Source organism: Pelorhabdus sp. sgz311001 (assembly GCF_055901755.1).
Window position 1 is genome coordinate 20,180 of the sequence record NZ_JBVXUT010000004.1, and the last position, 25,734, is coordinate 45,913.

Sequence of the window (25,734 nt, forward strand, 5' to 3'; positions counted from 1 at the left end):
GATAAATTTTATTGTTAGACTTAAACTCCTTCAAAATAGCAAGTTGCCATATCAGCCATATGCAACGCAGCCACAAGCGGCGTCGATTTCATCGCTTTTGACAAGCTCTGCCCACCTGTATACGCTCTAGCCGCATCATCAAAACCACCCATATGCCAGCGAATTGCGAGCATTTCGTCTTCGGTCAACGCAATATAGCGGCTTAACAGAATCACTGATTTTTCACCATGGCCAATAGGAAACTGATCATTAATTTCATAAATCTCAACCTTTTCCCACTGACCTGTTTTTTCATTCTTACGATTTCTGAGCACTTTACGATAGAAATTTGCTTTACATAAATCATGCAATAAAGCGGATAAAATTAAAGTCTCTTTATCATAACGCTGACTCAAGTCAAAAGTTTCAATAATTTTTACAAGATTATCATATACAGCTACGGAATGGTCAACAAGGCCTCCCATATAATTCCCATGATGATACGCACTGGCTGGTGCGGAAAAAAAATCTGTATCCTGTTCAAGGTAGGCAATAAATTCTTCAATGCCATTGCGTTCTACCTGTTGCAACAAAGAAATAAACCGTTCTTTCATAGTGTCACTCCACGACTTCTTTCTGTTTTATAATAAATATCAAGTTTTCTAAAATAGTATACTCCTTTTACGCTATAATGAAAAGTCATTGTCGCCGTAACCGTTCGATTTCTAGGGCTAAGCGATTTTGAATCAGTTCTGAACCATAGCGATCTTCTAAGAAAAGAAGGCGAAAATAATCTTTCGCAGCTTTTTTCGTAATCTCCTGAAACAAAAGATTGGCACCGCTATTTAATGCAGCCCCTGCCACCGGCAGCAGCAGAGCAAGTTCTTTCTCCGTAATCAATAATCCAACTCGCGAAAGAACAAAAGTGATCAATCTTAATAGTTGTGGCGCTTGCTGTTTTAACAGTTTTTCTTCCATCGCGCGACCAGCATTTTGCAACAAAAACTGCTTTGACTGTAAAATGGCCTGAACCGCTAACCCCTTACCAGCAAAATAACTCTCTTCTGTCAAGCTCTGATGCGGTACTAACGCCGCAAGTAAATGCGGTAAATGTAACGGATCACGCGGAGCATAGCCATAGATTGCGGACGTCTGACAAACGGCTCTTGCCAAAAAGGCAAACGATAAAGAAACATCAGCTGTAATTAAAGCAGGAACAGCTGCTGTACCAATTATACTACCTTCGGCTAACGCAGTAGCAGCCCCCATAACGACTCCTTCCGCACCGATCAGGGCTCGATTATCCCACGTATAAGCAGCGGCTACTTTATCAATATACTCAAGTCGTAAATTTTTAATATCACCAAGCGACGCCAGATAGATACGATTTTTTTGATACTGCTGCAAAATATTCATTTCTTTAGTGAAGGAACCTGCCGTAGTAATCACTTTTTCGATCCCACGCTGTGCCGCCTGGCTTACCGTTTTTTCTACACGTTGTATCAAAGGATTATTACCTGATCGGACTGTCGACAGGACACTTTCTAACGGGCGAGCAACTAAACCAGCCACTTTAACTAACGATCCCGGTTCTACAATATGACGGGCAATCTCCACTAGCACGGTCTCTTCATATTTGTCCAGCATCAGATAATCGACTCCCTACATAACATAATTATGTATTGGTTCGGCAACAAATAAAAGGGCTCCTGCTAAATCTGCCTACAAACAAAGAAACCGCCGCGATAACCGCGGCGGTTCTCTTTTTGCTTTGACTTATTCAGAAGCCAATTTTTTATAACCCGCCAATCTATCCTTGGCGTCTTTTTCGGTTTTATCGAACAGTTTATCAGCAATTTCTGGGAATGCCTTTTTAAGAGAAGCATAACGAACTTCGCCCATGAGGAATTCTTTAAAGTCGCTTACAGGTTCTTTGGAATCGAGAGCAAATGGATTTTTACCCTGTTCTTTCAGTTCAGGATTAAATCTGTACATCGCCCAGTAACCTGATTCAACTGCCTTTTTAGCTTCAAGCTGGCTAACACCCATGCCGCCTTTAATACCATGGTTGATACAAGGAGCATAAGCAATAATCAAGGAAGGTCCTGGATAAGCTTCTGCTTCAGCAATTGCTTTTAAGGTTTGGTTTTTGTCTGCGCCCATAGAAATCTGAGCAACATAAACATAACCATAGCTCATAGCCATCATGCCAAGATCTTTTTTCTTCGTTCTCTTACCGCTGGCAGCAAATTGTGCAATAGCTGCAGTCGGAGTCGATTTGGAAGACTGACCGCCTGTATTAGAGTATACTTCGGTATCAAATACGAGAACATTAACATCTTCACCAGAAGCAAGTACATGGTCAAGGCCGCCGAAACCGATATCATAAGCCCAACCGTCACCACCGAAGATCCAGTGAGATCTTTTCACGAAGAAGTCTTTGTTTTCATAAATTTCATTTAAGAGAGCATTCGAACCTTTTTCAGCTTCGAGAAGAGCGATCAATTTATCAGCCCGTTCGCGAGTTCCATTGCTGTTAGCAAAGTTTTCAATCCAGTCCGTGAAAGCAGCGCTAAGTTCAGCACTGATGCCAGCAGCAATAGCAGCCTGCATATCGGTGGAAACTTTTTCACGAACTTGTTTTGTACCTAAATACATGCCAAAGCCATATTCAGCATTGTCTTCAAAGAGGGAGTTAGCCCAAGAAGGACCATGGCCTCTGTGGTTCGTTGTATAAGGCATTGCTGGTGCACTAGCGCCCCAGATGGAGGAACAGCCTGTAGCATTGGAGATCATCATACGATCGCCATAAAGCTGCGTAACAAGTTTTGCATAAGGCGTTTCGCCGCAACCTGCGCAAGCGCCGGAGAATTCGAGCAGAGGCTGTTCGAACTGGCTGCCTTTTACAGTTTGTTTATTCATAGGGTTATCTTTCGGAGCTAAGGACTGAGCATAATCCCACAGCGGTTCTTGACCAAGCTGCGTGCTAAGCGGCTGCATAACAAGCGCTTTTTCTTTAGCTGGGCAAACCTGTGCACAGTTGCCGCAACCAGTACAGTCAAGCGGAGAAACAGCAATTCTAAACTGAAGATCTTTAGCGCCAACAGCCGGTTTCGTAGCGAAACCTTCTGGAGCCATATCTACTTCAGCTGCAGTTGCCAGTACCGGACGAATTACAGCATGAGGGCAAACGTAAGCGCATTGGTTACATTGGATACATTTATCGAGCTGCCATTCAGGAACATTAATAGCAATACCACGTTTTTCATAAGCGGAAGTACCTACAGGGAACGTACCGTCTTCCATACCAACAAAAGCGCTGACAGGAAGTGCGTCGCCTTCTTGACGATTCATCGGAACAAGAAGTTTCGTGATGAATTCAGGTACTTCTTTCGTAGCTGTGCTACTGCAAGCACATTCCATTTTCTGAATGTCTTCTGTTCTGTCAGCAATGGTTTTCCAGCTTTCAGGTACATTGACTTTCACAATGGATTCAATCCCGCGATCAATAGCGGCATTGTTCATGTCAACAACCTTCTGGCCTTTTTTGCCATAGGAAGAAACAACAGCGTCTTTCAGATATTTTACTGCATCTTCAACTGGAATAATGTCAGCCAGTTTAAAGAAAGCCGATTGCATAATCATGTTAACGCGACCGCCAAGACCAATTTCCTGGGCAATCTTAACAGCATTCAGCGTATAGAAGCTAATGTTGTTATTAGCAATGTAGCGTTTCATGAAGTTTGGTAAATGTTCTTCCACTTCATCCTGACCCCAAATAGTGTTCAGAAGGAAAGTGCCGTTTTTCTTAAGGCCAGCAAGTACATCATATTTATCAACATAAGACTGGTTGTGGCAAGCGACGAAATCGGCTTTATCAACGAGATAAGGCGATTTAATCGGTTTTTTACCAAAACGCAAATGTGATACAGTAATACCACCGGATTTTTTCGAATCATACGCGAAATATCCCTGAGCATACATGTCAGTATGGTCACCGATAATCTTGATTGCACTCTTATTAGCGCCAACCGTACCATCAGAGCCAAGACCCCAGAACTTACATGCTTTCGTACCAGGAAGCGTTGCATCAATATCAGCAGCAGGAGCGATCGATTTAAAGGTTACATCATCATTAATACCGATTGTGAAACCATCTTTCGGCTGATCTGCTTTCAGATTGTCATAAACAGCAGCGATATTGGCAGGAACAACTTCTTTCGAGCCAAGACCATAACGGCCGCCAACAATCATCGGCTGCCAATCTTTACCATAGAAAGCGCTCTTAACATCAAGATAAAGCGGTTCAGCTAAGGAGCCTGGTTCTTTCGTACGATCAAGAACAGCAATTTTCTTCACTGTTTTAGGAATATATTTAAAGAAATGTTCCAGAGAGAACGGACGATATAAGTGAACTGTCAGTAAACCGACTTTTTCGCCCTTCGCCATTAAGTAATCAACAGTTTCTTCTATCGTTTCGCAAGCAGAACCCATAGCGATGATCAAACGATCTGCATCTTCTGCTCCATAGTAATTAAATAAATGATATTCACGGCCTGTTACTTTACTAATCTGTGCCATATAATCTTCAACAATAGCCGGAATTGCTTCGTAGCATTTATTGGAAACTTCTCTTTCCTGGAAATAAATGTCCGGATTTTGCGCCGTACCACGAACAACTGGATGATCAGGGTTTAAAGCTCTTCTTCTGAAAGCATTTACTGCTTCACGATCAAGCATTTTGTCAAGATCAGCATAATCAAGGACTTCAATCTTTTGAATTTCATGAGAAGTTCTAAATCCATCAAAGAAGTTTACGAAAGGAACACGTCCTTTAATTGCGGAAAGATGAGCTACTGCGCTAAGATCCATAACCTGTTGTACACTGCTTTCAGCAAGCAAAGCAAAACCGGTCTGTCTTGCAGCCATAACATCCTGATGATCGCCAAAAATGTTCAAAGAATTGGCTGCCAGGGCTCTGGCGCTTACATGAAATACGCAAGGCAGTAATTCACCAGCAATTTTGTACATGTTCGGAATCATGAGCAATAAACCTTGCGAAGCAGTATAAGTCGTCGTTAACGCCCCTGCTTGCAATGACCCGTGAACCGCTCCGGCGGCACCAGCTTCTGACTGCATTTCTACGACTTTCACTGGTTGTCCGAAAAGGTTTTTCTGGTCTTTTGCTACCCATTCGTCTACATGTTCAGCCATTGGAGACGAAGGTGTGATAGGATAGATCGCTGCCACATCTGTAAATGCATAAGAAATATAAGCTGCAGCTGTGTTTCCATCCATGGTTTTCATTTTTGCCATGAATACATCCTTCTTTCTTTGCAATTTTGGTGGATAAACCGGAGTAAATGCGTCCCACTTGTTTATTTGTCTAAAGGAGTCATAAACTCCTGCTTCTAAGAAAACACTTACTACTAAAATTATCCACTCTGATCGCCGTATGAGTGATTGTATTCAAACATACCCACATACGATTGAGTTCATTCTATCACAGATTTTACTGATATAATAGATACAAAATACAACGTACAAAAAGAAAATCACTTGCGTCAATTTCGAATTTTCTCTTTTATTACAAAATGCAATCAGAAACAAATAAAACCTTTTTTATTATGATAAGTTTACAAAATAAAACCTAGACATCCCTATTTTAGAGGGAATTGTCTAGGTTTTCTGTCTATTTTAATGGATTGCTTTTTTCTTAAATCGTCCGCCCATTACATCATGGACATCGTTAATCGTTACAAAAGCACTATCATCAATTTCATCAACAATCGATTTTAATTTAGCTATTTCTAGGCGAGTAACAACAGAATATAAAACATTTTTCTTTTCTTTCGTAAAACCGCCTTCACCATGAAGAATTGTTACTCCCCTGCCGAGTCGCGCCATCAGGGCATCCGCAATTTCATCAGGTTGCTCCGAAACAATTAACACCGCTTTTGATTCATTCAGACCTTCAATCGTTACATCAATCACTTTAAAAGCTATAAAGTAAGCTACCAACGAATACATTGCCTTATCCCAGCTAAAGACAAGGCCAGCACTTGTTAAAATGAACAGATTGAAAAACATGACCACTTCCCCGACAGAAAAGCTGGTACGTTTATCAAGTAAAATTGCTACAATTTCTGTTCCATCAAGCGATCCGCCGGAACGAATAATGAGTCCCACGCCAAGTCCTAGTATAATCCCGCCGAAGACAGCAGCTAAAAATAAATCATGCGTTAATTCTGGAATCGGTAAGAAAATACTTACCCAATAGGAAAGTGAGGCAATTGAAAATGCCGTAGCAATTGTAAAAGATGCGCCAATTTGCTTATAACCCAAATATAAAAACGGCAGATTGAGTAAAATGAGAAAGACTCCCAAAGGGTATCCGGTCAAATGGCTGGCCATAATAGATATGCCCACAACTCCGCCATCAATAATATCATTGGGAACTAAAAAAATTTCTAGACCGATAGAAGCAATAATTGCCCCCACAAACAAAAGTAAATATTTTTTAACATTTTGCAATACCTTGCTTTTGACACTCAGATTTCTTTTCAAATTCATCCTCCTCTATATCATTTATGCCTCTTTTCTGCTTAAAGCTATTTTCTGCGGCTGAATCAGCGACACGAGTAATAATTCGACATACTGACGGCGATCTCCTGGATTTTCATAGTCAAAGGAACATAGCTCGCGCATTTGCTCGCCTAATAGCACCGGAAATTCCAAACTGCTAAAGAGTTGAAAAATTTTCATATTTAAAACAGAGTCCGCTTCAATCCCCGTAATATCCCGCAGTACTACCTTCAAAGTCTCCCAACCAACGCGACGCATAAATTCCCGATATTCAAAAGTCACTTCGCCATAATTTGTCATTTGGTGCATAAAGTTACGAAATATATCGGCATGCTCTAAGGTAGCTTCAGCATAACTATAGAGAAAGCGTCGTAATCGTTCTTCCGGTTCCAATGAAACATCTTCTAAACAGCAAAAAGATTTCGTTAGACGATTTGTTAAAATCACAAGAGCCTCGTTAATTACATTATCTTTTGAACCAAAATAATAGTTTACAGCGGCCACATTGACTTCCGCCGCTGCAGCAATTTTCCGGGTTGTAACTTGCTGCACGCCTTCCCTACCAATCAGATCCAACGCTGCCAAAAGAATTTTTTCTCTTGTCGACTGTTTATGATCGTGCTCACATCGCATAGGCCTTCCTCCTTTCATCTCTTTTATGTTCAAGTTTCATACAAAGCATCCATATTTTCCGGTGACAAAACTCCCGTTGCCCCAACAGAAAGCTCTTGCTCCTGTAAAGTTCGTTCCGCTTCAAAAGCAGTAGCCAGCATAAGCTTCAAACGGTTCAGTTGATTTACCTCACTTGCGCCTGGATCGTAATCTAAGGCAATAATATTCGTCTTAGCAAATTGACGCTTCAATTCTTTAATCATACCTTTGCCTGTTACGTGATTAGGTAAACAGCCAAAGGGCTGCATGCATACAATATTTCTTACACCACTTTGAATGAGTTCAACCATTTCACCCGTTAAAAACCAGCCTTCCCCCGTCTGATGGCCCAGTGATAGAACCGGCTTAGCGCCTGCAGCGATTTCTTGAATGGTTGGTGGCACACAAAAGCGTTTACTAGAACGTGCCGCCCGCTTATAAGCCTGACGATAAAGCTCTAAAATAGCGATAGCCCCCCAACCAAATAACTGCGCCTTTTTACTACCCGCCAAATATTTCGCCTGAAAGTCAGCATCAAAAGCAGCATAGAGTAAAAAATCTAGTAGGCCAGGCATAACCGCTTCAGCTCCCTCAGCTTCCAACACATCTACAATGTGGTTGTTAGCAGCGCCCTGGAACTTCACATAAATCTCGCCAACTAAGCCGACCTTTGGTTTGCGCTGTCGCAAAATCGGCAATTGATCAAACTCTTCCATAATCGAATGAATATTATTTACATAAGTCGTAAGACTGCTTTCTCTCAGAGACTCACGACAATAAGCTGCCCATTTTTCATAAAGAGCATTTGCCGTTCCTTTTTCGCGCTCATAAGGACGCACACGATAAAGAACTTTCATGAGCACATCGCCGTAAACAACGCCCATTATCAGACGATGTAAAAGCCGTGGCGACAGAGAAAATCCCGGCTGTTTTTCCAGGCCATTCGCATTAAATGATAAAATCGGCACTTGCCCCATACCCGCATCATGAAGCGCTTTTCGCAAAAAACCAATATAGTTTGTCGCCCGGCAGCCACCGCCAGTCTGTGTCATCATAACCGCCGTCCGCGAAAGATCATATTCGCCGGACTCTAAGGCGGCAATCAACTGCCCCACAGCCAAAATGGCCGGATAACAAGCATCATGATTTACAAAACGAAGTCCAGCCTGAACGGCTTTCGCATGATCATAAGGCAGTACAACCGCCTTATAGCCTGACAAACGGAACGCTTCCTCTAAAAAGCCAAAGTGAATTGGCGACATTTGTGGCAATAAAATTGTATGCGTCTCTTTCATCGGCTTGGTAAAAACCGATCGCTTATATTGAACTTTTGGTGCTAACGCCGTTGGAGCAGGCTTTTTATCTCTGTCGCGTAAAGCCGCCGCTAATGACCGTAACCGAATTCGCGCAGCGCCAAGATTATTTCCTTCATCTATCTTTAAACCCGTATATAGTTTGCCATTTTGCTGTAAAATTTCCTGGACCTGATCTGTTGTTACAGCATCAAGACCGCAACCAAAAGAAGTAAGCTGTACAAGCTCTATATTGGGAGCCTTTGCCACGAAACTTGCCGCTCGATACAGCCTAGAATGATAAACCCATTGGTCAACTACACGTAGAGTGCCATCAAGTTTTCCCAGGAAGGCCACAGCGTCTTCTGTTAAAACAGCCATGCCTAGCTGGGTGATAAGCTGTGGTATGCCATGGTGAATTTCTGGATCTACATGATAGGGATGACCAGCAAGAACAATCCCCCTACGGCCCGTTTCTTGCAACCACGCTAGAGCATTTTTCCCCGCCTGCTGCATATCCAATTGAAAGCGTCTTCGCTCCGCTTCGGCTTGCTCAATGGCAGCATAAAGCTCTTGCCGGGATAAATGATACGCAGCGAATTCTGACTGCAATAGTTTAGCGAGTCCCTTTTTCTGATCCAGCGGCAGAAATGGATTCAAAAAACGGATACCCTGCTCGCGTAAAATATCCATGTTATTACGAATTACTTCTGGATAGGATGTCACAATAGGACAATTATAGTGGTTTTCCGCTTCCGAAAATTCTTTGGGACTATGCATAATCGAAGGATAAAAGATTAGTGAGACGCCTTTTTCAACAAGATTCATGATATGACCATGAATCAGCTTACCGGGATAGCAGAGAGACTCAGAGGGGATCGTTTCCATACCTGATTCGTACAATTCTTTCGATGATCCATCTGATAAAACAACTTGAAAGCCAAGCTTGGTAAACAAAGTAAACCAAAAAGGATAATCAGCATACATATTCAGCACCCTTGGTAAGCCAATCTGGCCTCGCGGCGCCGCCTCTGCTGTTAACGGCTTATAACTAAATAATCGTTCATACTTATAATGATATAGATTAGGAATCGCTTCACCAACGGTTTCCGCTCCGGCGCCTTTTTCACAGCGATTTCCCGAAATAAAGTGTTCACCGTCGCCAAAACGACTAATCGTAAGCAAACAATGATTGGAACAACGACTGCATCTTCCTGTCGTAGTCGTCATTGTTAATTTTTCTAAGGCAGCTTCTGATAACAGTGTCGTTTCTTTTCCTGCCTCATAATTTTCTTTTGCCAATAAAGCCGCGCCAAAAGCTCCCATAATTCCCGAAATATCAGGCCGAATCACAGGTCGTTCCAGTAAAAGTTCTAAGCTGCGCAACACCGCTTCATTATAAAAAGTTCCGCCCTGTACAACAACATGATCGCCTACATCCGCTTTACTACGTACTTTGATGACTTTATACAATGCATTTTGCACAACGGAATAGGAAAGTCCAGCCGATAAGTCACCGATTCCCGTTCCCTCTTTTTGTGCTTGCTTTACTTTTGAGTTCATAAAGACAGTACAACGGGAACCAAGCTCAACAGGAGCCTGCGCAGTAAGCGCCGCTGCGGCAAACTCTTGCACCGTAAGTCCTAAAGACTTAGCAAAAGTCTCTAGAAAAGAACCACAGCCACTGGAGCAGGCCTCATTAAGCAGAATTTCCTCAATACGACCCTCTTTAATTTTTAAACATTTCATATCTTGGCCGCCAATATCAAGGATAAAATCGACTTCCGGGCAGAAAAAAGCGGCAGCTTTATAATGCGCAATCGTTTCGATCTCACCTATATCAATTTTCAGAGCCTTCTTAAGCAGCATTTCGCCATAACCAGTTACTGCAGCATAAGCAATCTGCGCCGTTTTAGGCAATTTTCTGTAAATTTCACGCAAAATAGCGGCAGCTAAGCGAAGCGGATGCCCTTCATTGCTACTATAATACGTATAAAGCAGTGAGCCATCTTCACCTATCAGAGCCGCTTTTGTCGTGGTCGAACCAGCATCAATCCCTAAATAGCAGTTTCCAACATATTGAGTAAGCTCCGCTTGTTTAACTTTTGCTAAACTATGACGCTGACGGAAAAGAGCTAAGTCTTCCGGCGAGTGAAACAAGGGCGGCAAAGTCTTCGTCTGTTCGCCACCCTCTAACAATAGCTGATCAAGACGTCCCATGAGTTCTGAGAATAAGAGCGGTTTTTCCTTTACCGATAAGAGGGCAGCTCCTTGCGCTACAAAAACCTGCGATGATTGCGGCAAAATCACCGCATCTTCTTGGAGATCCAGTGTGGCAATAAATCGGTTTCTTAGTTCTGATAAAAAGTACAACGGCCCACCTAAAAAAGCAACATTCCCACGAATTGGACGACCGCAAGCTAAGCCGCTCACAGTCTGTACGACAACAGCTTGAAAAATGGAAGCTGCAATATCGGCTTTTTCCGCCCCTTCATTAATTAAGGGCTGTACATCTGTTTTCGCAAAAACGCCACAACGCGCCGCAATCGGATAAATCACTTTATGTTTCTTAGCCAGCTCATTGAGTCCAGCCGCATCGGTCTTTAACAGTGTCGCCATCTGATCAATAAAAGAACCAGTCCCACCAGCACAGGTTCCGTTCATCCGCTGGTCCATGCCGTCAGAAAAATACATAAGCTTAGCATCTTCGCCACCCAGTTCAATCGCCACATCCGTTTGCGGATACAGTGATCTCACAGCCTGTGCTCCCGCAACGACTTCCTGCGTAAAATCAACTTTAAGCGCCTTAGCCACAGAAATACCGCCAGATCCAGTTATCAAAATGGTAATATAGGCATCATAAAAGTTGGCATAGGCGGCTTCTAATAATTCTTTAGCTTTTTTTCGCACCTCAGAATAGTGTCTTTCATATGTATGGTAAATCATTTGTAAATTTTGATCTAAGACAACAAGTTTTACAGTCGTCGAGCCAATATCAATCCCCACATGAAATAACTTATTCATTTTGACTCCTCCCCAGCAATAAAAGTGCAAAGCAGTGCACAAATTACAATAAAGTAAATGTATTAAAATTAAACTATTTTTAAAACTACGATTTAAACAGTGTTTCAATTGTAGTTTATCATTTTATGAACTCACTTTCAACATTTAGTTACATTTTTTTCATTTGCTTATAGTACTCTTAAGGCTTGACGAATATAATAAAAAGTGGCAACATAATAGCGATTGCGATTAACCCTATTGGAGATGACCCCATGAAAAAGCTATGGCAAACTCATCGTATTTTATGTATTACAGGAATTTCCCTAGTTCTTGCGGGCCTCTTTTCCTATGCTCTCTATCGGGCCGGACATTGGCCTGGCCACAAAAGTTTCTACGGTTCCGGCAATGTCATTGTAGTACCTGTCAGTAAAATGGATAAACCGGTAACGATTCAATTCAGCGGTACAATTGAAGGCCATAAAGCCGCTACTGTATCTGCTGATTCACTAGGGCAAGTAAAAGAAGTGAACGTAAAGGAAGGCGACTTGGTTCAAGCAGGACAAGTTCTATTAACCATTGAAACAACCCCACGAACCATTGCAGTCGCCGCAAGTACACCGAATTACAGCATAGATCGGCGCAGTCCTACCGACTCTCAAGCAGCGGGCAATGGACAATATGCCACTCTAGAAAAAGAATACCAACGCTATCAGAAACTTTATGAACAAGGCGCCATTGCTCGAAAAAAACTTGATGAGGCGCGCGCCCGCTTAGAAGCCGCTCAAGCAGGCGCCAACGAAAGCGAAGCAACACCCGCTTCGGCGCCTACTTCTGATCCAGCGGAAAATGTTACGACCCAAATAGTCGGCGGCGGTCTTGTAAAAGTGACTGCGCCAACTGACGGAATTGTGACAGGATTTGCTTTAGCAGTCGGCAATACTGTGCAAACAGGACAACAACTTTTAACATTGTCAAATGGTACGGGTGTTCAGACGGTCGTGCAACTTAGCCAAAAGGACTTATATTTTGTTCGCTCTGGCAGCAAAGCGGAAATTCAATGTGACGCATTGCCAGGACAAACTTTCTCCGCGCAAGTAGAAAGTATATTTCCTGGGGCTAACCAATTATTTCGCACGCAAATTCGAATTGATAACCCCAATGATCTTTTAAAACCAGGTATGCCCGTAACAGCGCGCTTTTACACAACACAAACGGTTCCCGTTATCGCCGTCCCGAAAACAGCAGTGTTTGAAGAAAAAGGTCTTTCCTATATCTATGTTGCCAAAGGCGGAAAAGCTTCAAAACAAGCCGTACAATTAGGGGATCCCGTTGGTGATTTTGTGGAAATTGTAACAGACTTACCAGAACAAACATTAATCGCTTCAGGCAATATTAAAGAGGTAAAAGAAGGCGATTCTCTGCCTGGCCAATAAGCAAAAACAAACGAAAAAGCTGTCTCTAAGGAGTAAAAACTCCACTAGAGACAGCTTTTTTAACTATGTTAGCGTATAGATCCTAGAACTAAGAGCTTTATCTTGCTTATTTGAAAACCTTAAACCGCGTTTCGAGCGGCTGGCTTTCTTTCGGATCCGGCACCGCTATAGGTTTGCCGAAAGGCATTTGAGCAATTAACTTCCAGGTATCAGGCACTTGCCAATTCTTTTGAACCCCTTCATCGATCAGCGGACTATAATGCTGCAAACTAGCCCCAAGCCCCTCTTCTTCTAAAGCCGTCCAGATAATAAATTGCAGCATCCCTGACGACTGTTCTGACCACCGAGGAAAATTATCCTTGTAGGCAGCAAATTTATTTTGCAATTCAGCCACAACTGTTTGATCTTCAAAATACAATACAGTTCCATAGCCATTTTTAAAAGAATCAATTTTTTGTTCAGTAGCTGCAAAATTTTCACTGGGAACTATTTTCCGCAAGACATCTTTCGTCAATTCCCAAAGACGGTCATGCTCTTTTCCTAATAAGAGTAAAACTCTAGCGCTTTGCGAGTTAAAAGCTGAAGGAGCAAACTGGATGGCATGACGAATGATCTCTTGAATCTTTTCGTCAGAAAGCACCGCTTCTTTGCTAATTCCATAAAAAGACCGTCTGTCTTTCACTGCTGTTAAAAATTCTTTTGCCATTTTCAATCGCCTCACTTTTATTTTTACGTAAATCTATTTAGGAAATCTTAGTTTGTAATGTAGCAATCACAGAGGCTAATGTAATATTTTCCAAAACCTCTTCCATCGCAACTTGCGCCTGCCATAAAAATTTTTCAAGTATCTCTTGCAAATTAGCTCCGATCGGGCAATGTGGATTCGGTTTTTCATGAAACCGAAAGAGTCGTTCTTGCTCTTTTTTCTCCACCGCACGATAGACTGCTAGTAAAGTGATTTCCTCTAATCCTTTTGTCAAATAGGCACCGCCAGTACCAGGATAAACACCGATGAAACCAGCTTGTTTTAATTGAGCAATCAGACGGCGGATGACGACAGGATTCGTATTCACACTTGCTGCAATAAATTCGGAAGTACAGAGAACTTCTTTGGCAATTGCAATGACTGAAAGGATATGTACTGCTACAGTAAACCGACTGCTTGTTCTCATGAGGATCACCTCCTCTTGTAACCATTATAGTTACATCGTATTATTTTGTCAATATTATTTATTAATAAATTTTATTTGTTATTGCAAATTAATAATCATCAAATTTTATTTTAACCCCCCCTTTACTTTTATGACAACACACATAAAAAAGCTGCAGCACTTTTAAAGTGAACTGCAGCTTTTTAGGATTTACCAAAAATCCATTACTATTCTTTTTTTATGGCGCCTTCTAAAGTGTGCCAAGATAAGACAGCACATTTTACTCGCGCTGGCATATTCGAAATATTTTTTAAAGCAATTGCTTCATCAAGCACTTCTAAGGCATCGTCATCAGTAATTTCCCGTTTAATCATGCCCAAAAAAGTCTGAATCAATTCTTGCGCTTTCTCAACGGTTTGTCCCTTAACAAGATCAATCATCATAGAGGTAGATGCTTGAGAGATAGCACAACCAACTCCCGTAAAAGCTGCGTCTTCAATCAAGCCATCGGACAGTTTCAATGACAGTTCTATTTCATCACCGCAGCTTGGATTTCGGCCTTTCAAGACCACTGTCGGTTGCTCAAGCGCTCTTTTGTTCCGTCTTGATTGGTTATGTTCGGCAATAATCTCTGTATATACTTCACTTAGATCCATAGCCAAGAACCCCTCTCACACGGGATAAACTTAAAATCAACTGATCTACATCTTCTTTCGTGTTATAAAAATAGAAGCTTGCCCGGCAAGTTGCATTAACCTGCAAAAATTGCATCAACGGATGAGCGCAATGATGACCTGCCCGAATGGCAACACCATCAGCATCAAGAATCGATGAAACGTCATGCGGGTGAACGTCTTCGACGTTAAAAGAAATAACTCCTGATTTTAAAGCGGCATCTTTCGTACCATAGATCGTCAGGTAGGGCTCTTTCGCCATTTTTTCCAGAGCATAAGAAACAAGCTCTTGCTCTACTTTATGAACCGTATCCATACCGACTTGATTTAAATACTCCACAGCTTTGGCCAATCCCAGGGCCCCGCCTACATTTTGCGTACCAGCCTCAAATTTAGCGGGAAGTTCGGCAAAAGTTGTTTCCTGTTCCTGTACATACTCAATCATATCACCACCGCAAAGGAAAGGCGGCATTTGATTCAACAGTTTTTCTTTACCATAAAGTACGCCGATTCCCATAGGAGACATCATTTTATGGCCTGAAAACACAAAGAAATCTACGTCTAGCGCCGTTACATCCACTTTCATATGGGGCGTACTCTGAGCTCCGTCTAAAATAGCAATAGCACCAACAGAATGGGCTTTAGCGATAATTTTCTCAACGGGATTCACAATCCCCAGTACATTAGAAATCTGAGTCACTGCTATAATTTTCGTTTTATCCGTAATTTTAGCAGCAAGCTCTTCATCGGTAATTAAGCCTTGGTCATTAATATACAAGTATTTCAAAACGGCGCCCTTCGCCCTAGCAACTTGCTGCCAAGGAACAAGATTGCTATGATGCTCGGCAATGGAAATGACAATTTCATCGCCAGGTTGAATAAAGGTCATACCGTAACTATAAGCAATCAGATTTAAAGACTCTGTAGCATTTTTCGTAAAAATAACTTCACAACTCTTACTTGCACCAATAAAATCTTTGACAATTTCACGAGAATTCTCATAGATTTCTGTAGCTTTTACACTTAAATCATAAGCGCCACGATGGGGATTGGCATTGAACGTTTCATAATACTCATCAACAGCTCGAATCACTGATAGAGGCTTTTGCGTCGTTGCGCCATTATCGAGATACACTAGCCGCTTGCCATTCATAGGTTTGTTTAAAATAGGAAAATCTTGTACATAAGGATTACCCGACATGTGCTAAACGCCTCCTAATAAATTCGCCAATCGCTTCTTGAATCGCAGCAACAGGTATTTTATCAATAATTGGTTGAAATGAAGCTTCTATAATCAGTTTTTTCGCCTCGATCTCGCTAATCCCACGGCTCATCAGATAAAAAAGTTGTTCTTCATCCATTTGGCCGGTGCTAGCAGCATGCTGCCCTTCTACATCAGCTTCAGAACAAAGCATGAGCGGAATAGAACGATTGCGCACTTTCGGACTGAGAAGCACTGTATATTCTTCTTCTTTCCCAACAGCTCCCCGTGAGCCTGTTACAAAATCAAGCGTACCTCTAAATATTTTTTGACTTTCGTCAAGCAAAGCGCCACGGCTGATTATTTCACCGTTTACTTGCTTACCAAGAAAGGTCATGACATAATTGATATCAATTTTTCGCGCCTGATCGCCAAAATAAATAGAATACACTTTGCCTTCAGCCTCTTTACCATTAAGACTCGTCTTATGATTCGTCACCGAACACTTCGAACCGAGCTCCACTAACGTAAAGTCAACGCGGGCTCCCGCTTCTACAACCGAACCAGTACCATCAAACTGCAAGGACTGATCGCTAAGAAGCTGCACTTTGATAATATGGATTTTGGCGCCTTTTTTAGCGTAGACTTTCGTCAAACCACTATGAAAAGCGGTGCTTTCACCAGTATAGCAAAGGATAATCGTCGCTTCACTATCCTCTTCTGCGACAACGACTTGCTGATCTATTACAGTTGGATTTTCCGAATCAAACTCATAATGAAATACAATCGGTTCAGTGACTTTTGCGTCTTTTGCTATCGTCACTAAATGACCGCTGTTTTCATTTAAAGCTACAAACTGTTCCATAGGTTCACTAACGCCTGCAGCTATTTTACCTGCTAACGCAGCGTAATCTTGGCGTGTCTTGTGATCTTCCGTCACAACAACACCGTCAGGTATTTTGGTTTTTAAAACCGATTTATGATAAGGCATTATAGTCGGAATGGTTTCTTCTAAATTCACTTCATTCACGCCCAGCCATCGCCATGTCTTTACAGGAATCGGGTTCATTTTTTTCATCAATTCTTGCATGCGAGCGCCTCCTAACCAATCGTTCCTTCCAACTCTAAATTAATCAAATTATTCATTTCCACGGCATATTCTAAGGGTAGTTCCTTGGCGATCGGTTCGGCAAAGCCCCGAACAATCATCGCTTTGGCTTCCTTTTCACTAATGCCGCGACTCATAAGGTAAAAAATTGCTTCATCACTAATTCTGCCGATTTTCGCTTCATGACCAATATCGACTTCATCATTTAAAATATCCATGGTCGGTAAAGTATCAGACCGTGACTCGGAATCGAGCATAAGGGATTCACAGTTTACCGACGACTTACAGTGATGGGCATTAGAACCGACTTTAATTGCACCACGATAAACGGCTACGCCGCCTCCCTTGGAAATAGAACGAGAGCTAATATTAGAAGATGTATAAGGAGCAGCATGAACAATCTTAGCCCCTGTATCAAGGGTCTGACCAGCCGATGCAAAAGTAATGCCGCTAAAATCAGCCTTCGCACCTTCTCCTTTTAAAATACTCATAGGATAGAGCATCGAAATTTTCGAACCGAATGATCCTGATACCCATTCTATGGAACCATTTTTCTCGACAACAGCCCGTTTTGTATTCAAATTGAGCATATTTCTTGACCAATTTTCAATTGTCGAGTAGCGTAGCGTTGCATCTTCTTTTACATAAAGTTCTACACAACCGGCGTGAAGATTTGTTACATTATACTTCGGCGCAGAACACCCTTCAATAAAATGAAGCTTCGCTCCTTTATCAACAATAATCAAGGTATGTTCAAATTGACCTGAACCCGGTGAGTTAAGACGGAAATACGATTGAAGCGGAATATCTACTGTCACTCCTGGCGGCACGTAGACAAAAGAGCCACCAGACCAAACAGCTCCATGTAGAGCAACAAACTTATGGTCGCTTGGCGGAACCAGCTTCATAAAATATTCCTTAACCATCGGCTCATATTCTTTCACCGCTGTTTCCATATCCGTATAAACAACGCCCTGTTTAACAAGATCTTCGCGAACACTATGATAGACAACCTCAGAATCATACTGAGCGCCAACACCAGCTAAGGATTCTTTTTCAGCTTGAGGAATTCCTAAGCGTTCAAAAGTATTTTTAATGTCGTCGGGAACTTCTTGCCAATTTCCTTTCATCTCTGTATCAGGACGCACATACGTAACAATTTCATCCATATTCAATTCATCAAGCGACGGTCCCCACTCAGGCAGAGCAATCTGATTATAAACCTCTAAGGAATGGAGACGAAATTGAAGCATCCACTCTGGTTCATTCTTTTCGCGGGAAATTTTTGTCACAATCTCTGCTGTTAATCCTTGGGAAACTTTATAGCGGTAGCGATCTTCATTTTTAATATCATAAAGACCTCTATCAATATCAGCTACAGCTGTTCTTTTCTTTTCCACTCTATTCACCTCACGGTTTCTGCCATTAGCCTAATAGGCCAACGTTTACTGGTTGGCCGCCACATCTAAATGGAGGAAACCATTTTCATTAATTTCCGAAATCAAGGCCGCATCACCTGTTTGAATGATCTTGCCATGCATTAATACATGCACACAGTCGACCGCTAAATGTTCCAAGATTTTTGTGTTATGAGTAATGATCAAAACGGCATTGTCCTCGTTTTTGAACTGACTTACGCCTGCTGATACAATACGAACTGCATCCACATCAAGACCAGAGTCAGTTTCATCAAGCAAAGCCAGTTTTGGATTCGTAATCATCATTTGCAAAATTTCATTGCGCTTCTTTTCGCCGCCAGAAAAGCCCACATTAAGATATCTCGCTGCATAGCTGCTGTCCATCTTTAGAGATTCCATTGTTTTCTTTAATTCTTTTTTAAAGGGAAGAATTTTTACCGGTTCGCCCGTAATTGCATTTTTGGCAGTACGTAAAAAATTCTCTACAGTAATCCCAGGAATTTCTTCCGGGTTTTGAAACGAAAGAAACAAACCCCGTCTCGCCCGTTCATCCGTTTTTAATGCGCCAATATCTTCGCCTTCAAATTGAATAGAACCTGCGGTAATTTCATATTTGGGGTGTCCCATAATCAAATTCATCAACGTGGATTTACCTGAACCATTGGGTCCCATAATAACATGGACTTCCCCTTTACGAATTGTTAAATCAAGACCTTTTAAGATTTCCTTGCCATCTACGGCCGCGTGTAAATCATGAATTTCTAACAAAGTTTCCGCCATTTTATTCACCTCATTCATTCTTATCAAACAGCTTTACCCAAACTGATTATTTCTGGATAAAAAAGCATACTATTCCTACCGAATTACTAGGATTTAAACTTATTCTATTCTCTTTATCAGTAACTGTCAATTCCTCTAGAACAAATTCCAAATATTAAAAATACTCGTTAACATCAACTGATTGTCTAGGTTTTTAGTCTCATCTTTTTACACAAATAGATATTTTGTTACATTTGTTTTGACAGCAAGAGAAAATCATGTAAAATTATAAAATAAAATAGCCTAAACAAGATACATAGGGAGGGAAAAAAATGGCCTTTTTTAGAAACTTAAAAGTGCCCTTTAAGTTAGGATGTCTGATTGGTATTGCCGTACTCAGTCTGATCCTCGTCGGAACAACTGGCTATCTTTACTTACAAAAGTCGGCCCACGACATGGAAGATTTATACAAAGACCGACTGATTCCGGTACAGGTTTTAAATGAAAGCCGCGCCAACGTAGTTCGCATGAATTCCGCTTTATTAGAACTTATGCTCACAACAGATCCGAAAAAAAATGATGAATTAAAAAATATTATTTCTGATCGCAAGGAAAAATTAAGCAATAATGTAGCACTAGTAGAAAAACTTCCCAGTGATGCTACTACAGCTGAACTAATCAATAAAGTTAAACAATCACTGGAAAAATACCACGCTATAAGTCAAACAAGTTATAAACTATCTCTAGAAAATAAAAATAAGGAAGCTTATGAGATTTACGCCCGCGATGTTGATAAAATAGCCGTAGAAGTAGTCGACAACATGCGCGAACTTGCATTGTACTACAACAAACTAGCTGAAACAACGAATAATAATACGCAAAAAGCGGTAGCTACTGCATCACTGATCACAATAGCGATGATTCTCTTTTCCCTTCTACTACTTGTCGGTAGCGGCTTATATTTCTCACGTTTAATTACAATACCTTTAAATAAAATGGTCTTATTTTGTCAAGAGTTGGCATCCGGTGATTTTCGCGATAAACCGCGTACCGTATTGCAACAAGACGAAATTGGGACAGTAGCCAATGAACTTGTTGCGATGAAAAATAGCTTACGTACCCTTATGCATCAAGTAAAAAGTTCTTCTGAGCAACTTGCTAGCGCCTCAGAAGAATTGACAGCGAGCGCCGAACAATCTGCCTTAGCTTCTACGCAGGTAGCCGAATCTATTACTGCAGTAGCTAGCGGCGCTCAAGCTCAGTTAGTCTCTACGAATCGAACAGCCACTGTAGTCAATCAAATTAGCAGTTCACTACAGCAAGTCTCTCAAAAGGCGAATGAAGCTGCCAATCAGTCATCAGAAACAACGGAAACAGCCTCTGCTGGTAATCAGGCGGTAGAAAAAGCCGTTCACCAAATGCAATCGATTGAAACAACTGTTCTTTCCTCCGCCCAAGTAGTTGAAAAACTGGGCGAACGTTCTAAAGAGATTGGCCAAATTGTCGACACCATTTCAGGAATTGCCGGTCAGACGAATTTACTGGCTTTAAACGCAGCAATTGAAGCCGCCAGAGCTGGCGAGCAAGGACGAGGCTTCGCTGTCGTCGCCGAGGAAGTACGAAAACTAGCGGAACAATCCCAAGATGCTGCCAAACAAATTGCCTCACTTATTGAAGAAATTCAAATTGATACAGATAAAGCAGTCACTGCCATGAATACAGGCACTCGCGAAGTAAAAGTAGGTGCCACAACCGTAGCTGCGTCGGGCCAATCCTTCCAAGAAATCAGTACAAAAGTACAGCTTGTCTCTGAGCAAGCTCGGGAAATTTCTGCTGCAATTAAGGAAATCGCCACTTCCAGCCAAGAAGTCCTTAATTCCGTTCAAGAGATTGATCGCGTAAGTCGTAACGCTTCCAGCGAAACAGAAACAGTCTCTGCTGCAACAGAGGAACAATCTGCTTCGATGGAAGAAATTGCAGCTGCTAGTCAAGCCTTAGCCAAACTAGCTTCCGATCTACAAGGATCACTACTCCGCTTCCAACTTTAAATTGCACTCTGGTCACAACGCAAAAAAAGCTGTCCTATGCGAAAAACGCTAGGGCAGCTTTTATTCATGATAAAATTGTTTAATGTTCTTTTTCTTCGAATAAGCGACATAACGTAACATAGGTATGCGGACGAACAAAAAACCATCCTAATAAAGTCGCAAACAAGAGCGCAGCAATAATTGTAAAAATCATAGGTACCGCCACCTTTCCAATAAGGGTTTATTTTTAGAATATTCTATATCTTATTTATTTTTCCTGCAATTTATGCAATAAAAATAAAAAGCTTACTGAAAAAATCCTCCAGCAAGCTTCATTGCTTAACACTTATGATGCAAAATATATCATAAAACACAAAAAGTGTCAATGGATATTCATTAAAACAGCATATCAATAAGCAAAAGAATATTTAGAACCGAAACAATAATGCCGATCGACCATAATAAAATTTTCTGCAACTTCGTATTGGCATACTCCCCCATTACTTTCGACGAAGAGGTCAGATAAATCTGCATAAAAATCGTCCAAGGAAGCTGTATACTAAGCGCAACTTGCGAGTAAATCAATCCCTGAAAGGGATCGTCAATAAAAAGAATGATGAGTACAGAAAAGCCGTAGGTCAACAAAACACCTAGCCAGGAATGACGATCTTTTATATCGTAGGGTTCTTTAAAAATCCCGGCAAAAATACTTCCGCCAGCCATCCCAGCTGTAGTCGTAGAGGCAATGCCTGAAAACAAGAGAGCTACAGCAAAAATCATGGCCGCATGATTCCCCAAAAGAGGCTTCAACATTTCCTGAGCTTGCTCTAATTCAGTGACTTCCACGTGATTTGTGAAAAAAACAGCTGCAGCAATCAAAATCATGGCACTATTAATTGCCCAACCAATGCCCATTGAGGCTAGCGTATCAATAAATTCATAACGAAGCTGTCTTTTAATTACAGCTCGATCTGCCAAGTTCCATTGGCGGCTCTGAATAATTTCCGAATGCAAAAACAAATTATGAGGCATAACAACGGCACCTAAAACGCTCATAACTACAGTCATAGCCCCTTCGGGAACAGCTGGTGTTACCCAGCCCACAGCGGCCTGCGGCCAATCAAGATTTACCAAGCTTACTTCAAACAAAAAAGAAAAGCCAATAATTGAAACAAAGCCAATAATAAGTGTTTCTAGTTTTTTATAAGAATTAGACCAAAGCAGCCAGCCACACAAAAGAGCTGAAAGTACAGCGGCAACCTTTATGGGCAGATGAAATAAAATATGTATCGCAATGGCGCCACCTAAAATTTCAGCTAGACTTGTAGCAATAGAGGCGCCAACAGCGGAAATCAGCAAGGATCGTGATATCCAAGGCTTTAAATATATCGTGGCGGCTTCCGATAGACAAAGTCCTGTAACAATCCCCAAATGAGCCACATTATGCTGCAAAAAAATCAGCATAATTGTTGATATCGTAACCATCCATAATAATGCATAACCGTAATCAGCACCTGCCGCCATATTGGCAGCCCAATTGCCAGGGTCAATAAATCCTACCGTTACCAATATTCCCGGTCCGATATAGCGCAAAAACTCTCGTGATTTCTGGCTCATAATATGAGTATCTCGAAAATAACAGATCAATCGCTTCACAGCTTTTCCTCCCAACATCTTGTCTTTTAACTATTCTAGCGTATAAGGCAATTGAATTATAAAGCTGCTGCCACTCCCCGGTTCGCTCGTAACAAGTAATCTTCCCTGATGTTTATTGACAATAATATCACGCGAAATACTAAGCCCCAGACCAATTTCTGTTTTTGTTAACTTGGTTGTATAAAATGGATTAAAAATTTCCTTTAAAACAGTCTCATCAATACCGATCCCCGAATCATGAATGGAACAGCAAACCCACCCCGATTCTTCATAAGTTCGAATACGAATAGACCCCTTTTTTTCAGACTTTTGACAAGCAATAGCCTGCGCAGCATTCGTTAAAAGATGAAAAATTGCCTGATTAATCTGACGTTCTCTGACATACAAGGAAGGGACGTTTCCCAATTCAACAACAAGATCAGCCACAGCTTGAATCTCATGCGCAACGACACTTAACGCCGCCTTTACCCCTTCATTTATTTGATACTCCGCCAAAGTTTCTTCTTGTTCGGCTCTAGCAAAAAGCTTCAAAGCTCGTACAATATTTACCACATGATTTAAACGTTGATCCGTTTCCGCCAAAGTCATATCTAAATCAACCAAGCCATAATCAAGCTTCTGCTTCTTGATTAGTTCTGTAATTGCGTCCGCTTTTGTTTGCAGTAATATCATTTTTTCTCGTAAAGAAAATTCATGCAACGCCTGAAAAATATGAATTATAGCAACAATACGCTCCAAATATTGTTGCAGCATAGAAAAATCATCTAAAATCCAATACAATCGCGAATGTTTCTTGATATGTTTCAGATTTAGAAATTCATGCTGTTGTGTTTTAAATTTCCCCAAAATGTTGGTAAATTCAAAGGGCTCCGTTTGTAATATTTCTTCAAATACATGTTGTTCAGTAATATCCTGCTCTACTTCCAAAGCATAGGCCCGATGGCCTTGCTCAGTACTGATAGGTGAAATGGAAATCAAGGCCCAATGGCGTTGACCATCTTTTTTCCAATTATAAACTTCTCCATGCCATTTTTCGCCCTGTGAAACAGTCTCTATTATAGCCTGATACAATTCTTCGCAATAGGTTTCACCATTTACCGCTTTTGTCAATTGCTTAAAATGAGAACTGGCATAAGTAACACAACTATCTAAGTCAGTAATAATCGTAACACCCGAGCTTTGTTCCAACGCTGCTGCAACCTGTCGTATTTCTTCCTGTACAACAGCCCATGCTGCAATATCCCCAGCCATATCAAGATCCTTAGAGCATACCAATGTATTAGCAAAGGCAATACTAGCTACTTCGGCAAAACGAGCTAGCCATAATAAGCCATAATTAGCCATTTCAATACGAACTTCATCAAAAGCCAGTCCTAAAACCCCTTGTATCTTTCCGTCTATAAGCAAAGGAACACCAATGATCGTCTTAAAATCGACTGTAAAAATCCGCTTCTCCCATACAGAATAATCCTCTACAAAAAAGGGCTGTCCCGTATGCCAGATTTCACCGATAAATCCTTCATTAACTCGAACTGCTCGTCCTGTGAACTGTCGAAAGAACCCAAAACCTTGTTTCAAAATAAATTCTCGACGTTTTTCCCAAAAAAAGAAAAATCCATGAGATGCTTGAAATAATTGTACCGCTTTATCAAGAATTTGTGCAGCAACCTCATTCGTTTCAGAAATTTCTAAAAGTCCTAAAACATTGTCACACTCAGCCGAAGAGCCATTACTTATTTTTTGTTGCTGCCCTTCCTGTTGTTTCACATCGCTCAATTGTGATAAAAATTCCATAACAGAAGTCATCTTATTTGTTAAATGAACATCAGCACGACACCGCTCTTTAAAATCGCACAAATCTCGCTGCATACTTTCTAGGAGCAACATACAAGTTTTATTATTCTTCATAAATTCGCCCTCCGCTCCACAACCACGAGCATCGCAATCTTCCTTGAATATACGAAAATACAGCGACTAAAAATACTATATACATAAAAATTCAAGAGTTAAGGCAACTTTCCTGCTAGAAACTATAAAACAAGCCCCTGTTAAACACAGGGGCTTGTTTTATAGTTTAAATGGTTGCGGGGACAGGACTTGAACCTGTGACCTTCGGGTTATGAGCCCGACGAGCTGCCAGCTGCTCCACCCCGCGTCGTTGTTTCCTTATCTTACACCTTATCGAACGCTTTGTCAAATTTTCTACTTAAATCTTTACTTGGAAAATATATTATTCGGTGCATAAGCCTGAGCGTAAAATTTATTTTTTGCAAACCTCCGATAAAACTAAACTGCCAATTTTCTGCACAGCCTCCATTAAGATAAGCGGAGTTATATCATCAGCAGGAATCCCCGGTAGTATGTCAATTCCCCCAGCGCGAATAATTCTAGTATCATCTTCTGAGCAATCGCCCGTTTTTTCGCCATCGCCTTCTGTAATGATCCCAGCTACTGTATAAATTAAACCATTCCAAACAGCGAGCCAACCATAGCCTCGGCCCGTAATTTCATTGAATTTTGCTCGACAAGACTCCATATCAGGAATTTCAAGTTCATAGACACGCACAATTTCTGGATCAAAACAATATTTATCCTTTGTCTGAAAACCATCAATAAGCGCTTCGCCATAACACTCATCAACAATAATACCGCAGTGAGATGGAATGAATCCATCCTTTACAGTAGCTTTAAGCTTCTGTATATTCCGAATCGTCTCCGACACGAAACCCTCACCATGAATAAAGACAATTTTAATCTTCTCCTTACTCATTGTGGCTATTCTCCTCTCAACCGCTGA

General features: G+C 41.3%; 18 protein-coding genes and 1 tRNA gene. 2 read left to right on the plus strand and 17 right to left on the minus strand.

Annotated features, from left to right (window positions below; all coding sequences use genetic code 11):
- Nucleotides 1-20 precede the first annotated feature (20 nt).
- The 6 genes from AC0MXB_RS11130 to AC0MXB_RS11155 all read right to left on the minus strand — a co-directional run bounded on the left by AC0MXB_RS11130 (nt 21) and on the right by AC0MXB_RS11155 (nt 11,531).
- Nucleotides 21-593 carry an HD domain-containing protein gene (locus AC0MXB_RS11130; protein WP_474039760.1) on the minus strand — a complete coding sequence of 191 codons (573 nt, stop codon included), beginning with the start codon at nt 591-593 and terminating at the stop codon, nt 21-23.
- A gap of 85 nt (nt 594-678) precedes the next feature.
- Nucleotides 679-1,626 carry an EcsC family protein gene (locus AC0MXB_RS11135; RefSeq protein WP_474039761.1) on the minus strand — a complete coding sequence of 316 codons (948 nt, stop codon included), beginning with the start codon at nt 1,624-1,626 and terminating at the stop codon, nt 679-681.
- 129 nt (nt 1,627-1,755) lie between these two features.
- Nucleotides 1,756-5,295 (minus strand): pyruvate:ferredoxin (flavodoxin) oxidoreductase, encoded by a 3,540-nt coding sequence (nifJ, locus tag AC0MXB_RS11140; protein WP_474039762.1) that lies wholly within the window; start codon nt 5,293-5,295, stop codon nt 1,756-1,758.
- A 381-nt stretch (nt 5,296-5,676) separates the two neighbouring features.
- Nucleotides 5,677-6,534 carry a YitT family protein gene (locus tag AC0MXB_RS11145; RefSeq protein WP_474040062.1) on the minus strand — a complete coding sequence of 286 codons (858 nt, stop codon included), beginning with the start codon at nt 6,532-6,534 and terminating at the stop codon, nt 5,677-5,679.
- Between the two features lie 33 nt (nt 6,535-6,567).
- The gene (locus tag AC0MXB_RS11150) at nt 6,568-7,197 is read right to left on the minus strand and encodes a TetR/AcrR family transcriptional regulator (RefSeq protein WP_474039763.1); all 630 of its coding nucleotides are present in this window, start codon (nt 7,195-7,197) and stop codon (nt 6,568-6,570) included.
- 29 nt (nt 7,198-7,226) lie between these two features.
- Nucleotides 7,227-11,531: an acyl-CoA dehydratase activase-related protein gene (locus tag AC0MXB_RS11155; protein WP_474039764.1), complete on the minus strand. Its 4,305-nt coding sequence runs from the start codon at nt 11,529-11,531 to the stop codon at nt 7,227-7,229.
- A 251-nt stretch (nt 11,532-11,782) separates the two neighbouring features.
- Between AC0MXB_RS11155 and AC0MXB_RS11160 the strand changes: the two genes are divergently transcribed.
- A complete protein-coding gene (locus tag AC0MXB_RS11160) occupies nt 11,783-12,943 on the plus strand; it encodes an efflux RND transporter periplasmic adaptor subunit (protein ID WP_474039765.1) in 1,161 nt (386 codons plus the stop codon).
- Between the two features lie 106 nt (nt 12,944-13,049).
- Here AC0MXB_RS11160 and AC0MXB_RS11165 read toward each other — a convergent pair whose 3' ends face one another.
- The 7 genes from AC0MXB_RS11165 to sufC form a co-directional block, all read right to left on the minus strand.
- On the minus strand, nt 13,050-13,649 hold the full coding sequence (locus tag AC0MXB_RS11165; protein WP_474039766.1) for a nitroreductase family protein: 600 nt from the start codon (nt 13,647-13,649) through the stop codon (nt 13,050-13,052).
- Between the two features lie 37 nt (nt 13,650-13,686).
- On the minus strand, nt 13,687-14,115 hold the full coding sequence (locus AC0MXB_RS11170; RefSeq protein WP_474039767.1) for an Rrf2 family transcriptional regulator: 429 nt from the start codon (nt 14,113-14,115) through the stop codon (nt 13,687-13,689).
- A gap of 206 nt (nt 14,116-14,321) precedes the next feature.
- Nucleotides 14,322-14,750 carry a Fe-S cluster assembly sulfur transfer protein SufU gene (gene sufU, locus AC0MXB_RS11175; RefSeq protein WP_474039768.1) on the minus strand — a complete coding sequence of 143 codons (429 nt, stop codon included), beginning with the start codon at nt 14,748-14,750 and terminating at the stop codon, nt 14,322-14,324.
- Entirely contained in the window at nt 14,737-15,969 is a 1,233-nt protein-coding gene (locus AC0MXB_RS11180; protein ID WP_474039769.1) for a cysteine desulfurase, read from the minus strand. Before AC0MXB_RS11180 ends, sufU begins: the two co-directional genes overlap by 14 nt.
- Nucleotides 15,959-17,059, minus strand: a complete 1,101-nt coding sequence (sufD, locus tag AC0MXB_RS11185) for a Fe-S cluster assembly protein SufD (protein ID WP_474039770.1) — start codon at nt 17,057-17,059, stop codon at nt 15,959-15,961. Before sufD ends, AC0MXB_RS11180 begins: the two co-directional genes overlap by 11 nt.
- 11 nt (nt 17,060-17,070) lie before the next feature.
- Complete coding sequence (sufB, locus tag AC0MXB_RS11190) at nt 17,071-18,477, minus strand: Fe-S cluster assembly protein SufB (protein ID WP_474039771.1); 1,407 nt, start codon at nt 18,475-18,477, stop codon at nt 17,071-17,073.
- 45 nt (nt 18,478-18,522) lie between these two features.
- The gene (gene sufC / locus AC0MXB_RS11195) at nt 18,523-19,275 is read right to left on the minus strand and encodes a Fe-S cluster assembly ATPase SufC (RefSeq protein ID WP_474039772.1); all 753 of its coding nucleotides are present in this window, start codon (nt 19,273-19,275) and stop codon (nt 18,523-18,525) included.
- 311 nt (nt 19,276-19,586) lie between these two features.
- On the opposite strand from sufC, the gene AC0MXB_RS11200 reads away from it, so the two are divergent.
- Nucleotides 19,587-21,302, plus strand: a complete 1,716-nt coding sequence (locus AC0MXB_RS11200; RefSeq protein ID WP_474039773.1) for a methyl-accepting chemotaxis protein — start codon at nt 19,587-19,589, stop codon at nt 21,300-21,302.
- A gap of 375 nt (nt 21,303-21,677) precedes the next feature.
- Here AC0MXB_RS11200 and AC0MXB_RS11205 read toward each other — a convergent pair whose 3' ends face one another.
- From AC0MXB_RS11205 to AC0MXB_RS11220, 4 genes are all read right to left on the minus strand, one after another.
- Nucleotides 21,678-22,898 (minus strand): Nramp family divalent metal transporter, encoded by a 1,221-nt coding sequence (locus tag AC0MXB_RS11205; RefSeq protein WP_474040063.1) that lies wholly within the window; start codon nt 22,896-22,898, stop codon nt 21,678-21,680.
- Between the two features lie 69 nt (nt 22,899-22,967).
- Complete coding sequence (locus tag AC0MXB_RS11210; RefSeq protein WP_474039774.1) at nt 22,968-24,845, minus strand: ATP-binding protein; 1,878 nt, start codon at nt 24,843-24,845, stop codon at nt 22,968-22,970.
- A 171-nt stretch (nt 24,846-25,016) separates the two neighbouring features.
- Nucleotides 25,017-25,092, minus strand: a tRNA-Met gene (locus AC0MXB_RS11215).
- Nucleotides 25,093-25,197: 105 nt separating this feature from the next.
- Complete coding sequence (locus tag AC0MXB_RS11220; protein ID WP_474039775.1) at nt 25,198-25,707, minus strand: hypothetical protein; 510 nt, start codon at nt 25,705-25,707, stop codon at nt 25,198-25,200.
- Between the last annotated feature and the right edge of the window lie 27 nt (nt 25,708-25,734).

Coding starts and splice junctions, on each gene's coding strand:
- sufU (WP_474039768.1), bottom strand. CDS start 14,750: ATGGATCTAAGTGAAGTATATACAGAGATTATTGCCGAACATAACCAA.
- AC0MXB_RS11170 (WP_474039767.1), bottom strand. CDS start 14,115: ATGAGAACAAGCAGTCGGTTTACTGTAGCAGTACATATCCTTTCAGTC.
- AC0MXB_RS11135 (WP_474039761.1), bottom strand. CDS start 1,626: ATGCTGGACAAATATGAAGAGACCGTGCTAGTGGAGATTGCCCGTCAT.
- AC0MXB_RS11160 (WP_474039765.1), top strand. CDS start 11,783: ATGAAAAAGCTATGGCAAACTCATCGTATTTTATGTATTACAGGAATT.
- AC0MXB_RS11200 (WP_474039773.1), top strand. CDS start 19,587: ATGGCCTTTTTTAGAAACTTAAAAGTGCCCTTTAAGTTAGGATGTCTG.
- AC0MXB_RS11155 (WP_474039764.1), bottom strand. CDS start 11,531: ATGAATAAGTTATTTCATGTGGGGATTGATATTGGCTCGACGACTGTA.
- sufC (WP_474039772.1), bottom strand. CDS start 19,275: ATGGCGGAAACTTTGTTAGAAATTCATGATTTACACGCGGCCGTAGAT.
- AC0MXB_RS11165 (WP_474039766.1), bottom strand. CDS start 13,649: ATGGCAAAAGAATTTTTAACAGCAGTGAAAGACAGACGGTCTTTTTAT.
- AC0MXB_RS11220 (WP_474039775.1), bottom strand. CDS start 25,707: ATGAGTAAGGAGAAGATTAAAATTGTCTTTATTCATGGTGAGGGTTTC.
- sufD (WP_474039770.1), bottom strand. CDS start 17,059: ATGCAAGAATTGATGAAAAAAATGAACCCGATTCCTGTAAAGACATGG.
- AC0MXB_RS11180 (WP_474039769.1), bottom strand. CDS start 15,969: ATGTCGGGTAATCCTTATGTACAAGATTTTCCTATTTTAAACAAACCT.
- AC0MXB_RS11205 (WP_474040063.1), bottom strand. CDS start 22,898: ATGAGCCAGAAATCACGAGAGTTTTTGCGCTATATCGGACCGGGAATA.
- AC0MXB_RS11150 (WP_474039763.1), bottom strand. CDS start 7,197: ATGCGATGTGAGCACGATCATAAACAGTCGACAAGAGAAAAAATTCTT.
- nifJ (WP_474039762.1), bottom strand. CDS start 5,295: ATGGCAAAAATGAAAACCATGGATGGAAACACAGCTGCAGCTTATATT.
- AC0MXB_RS11210 (WP_474039774.1), bottom strand. CDS start 24,845: ATGAAGAATAATAAAACTTGTATGTTGCTCCTAGAAAGTATGCAGCGA.
- AC0MXB_RS11130 (WP_474039760.1), bottom strand. CDS start 593: ATGAAAGAACGGTTTATTTCTTTGTTGCAACAGGTAGAACGCAATGGC.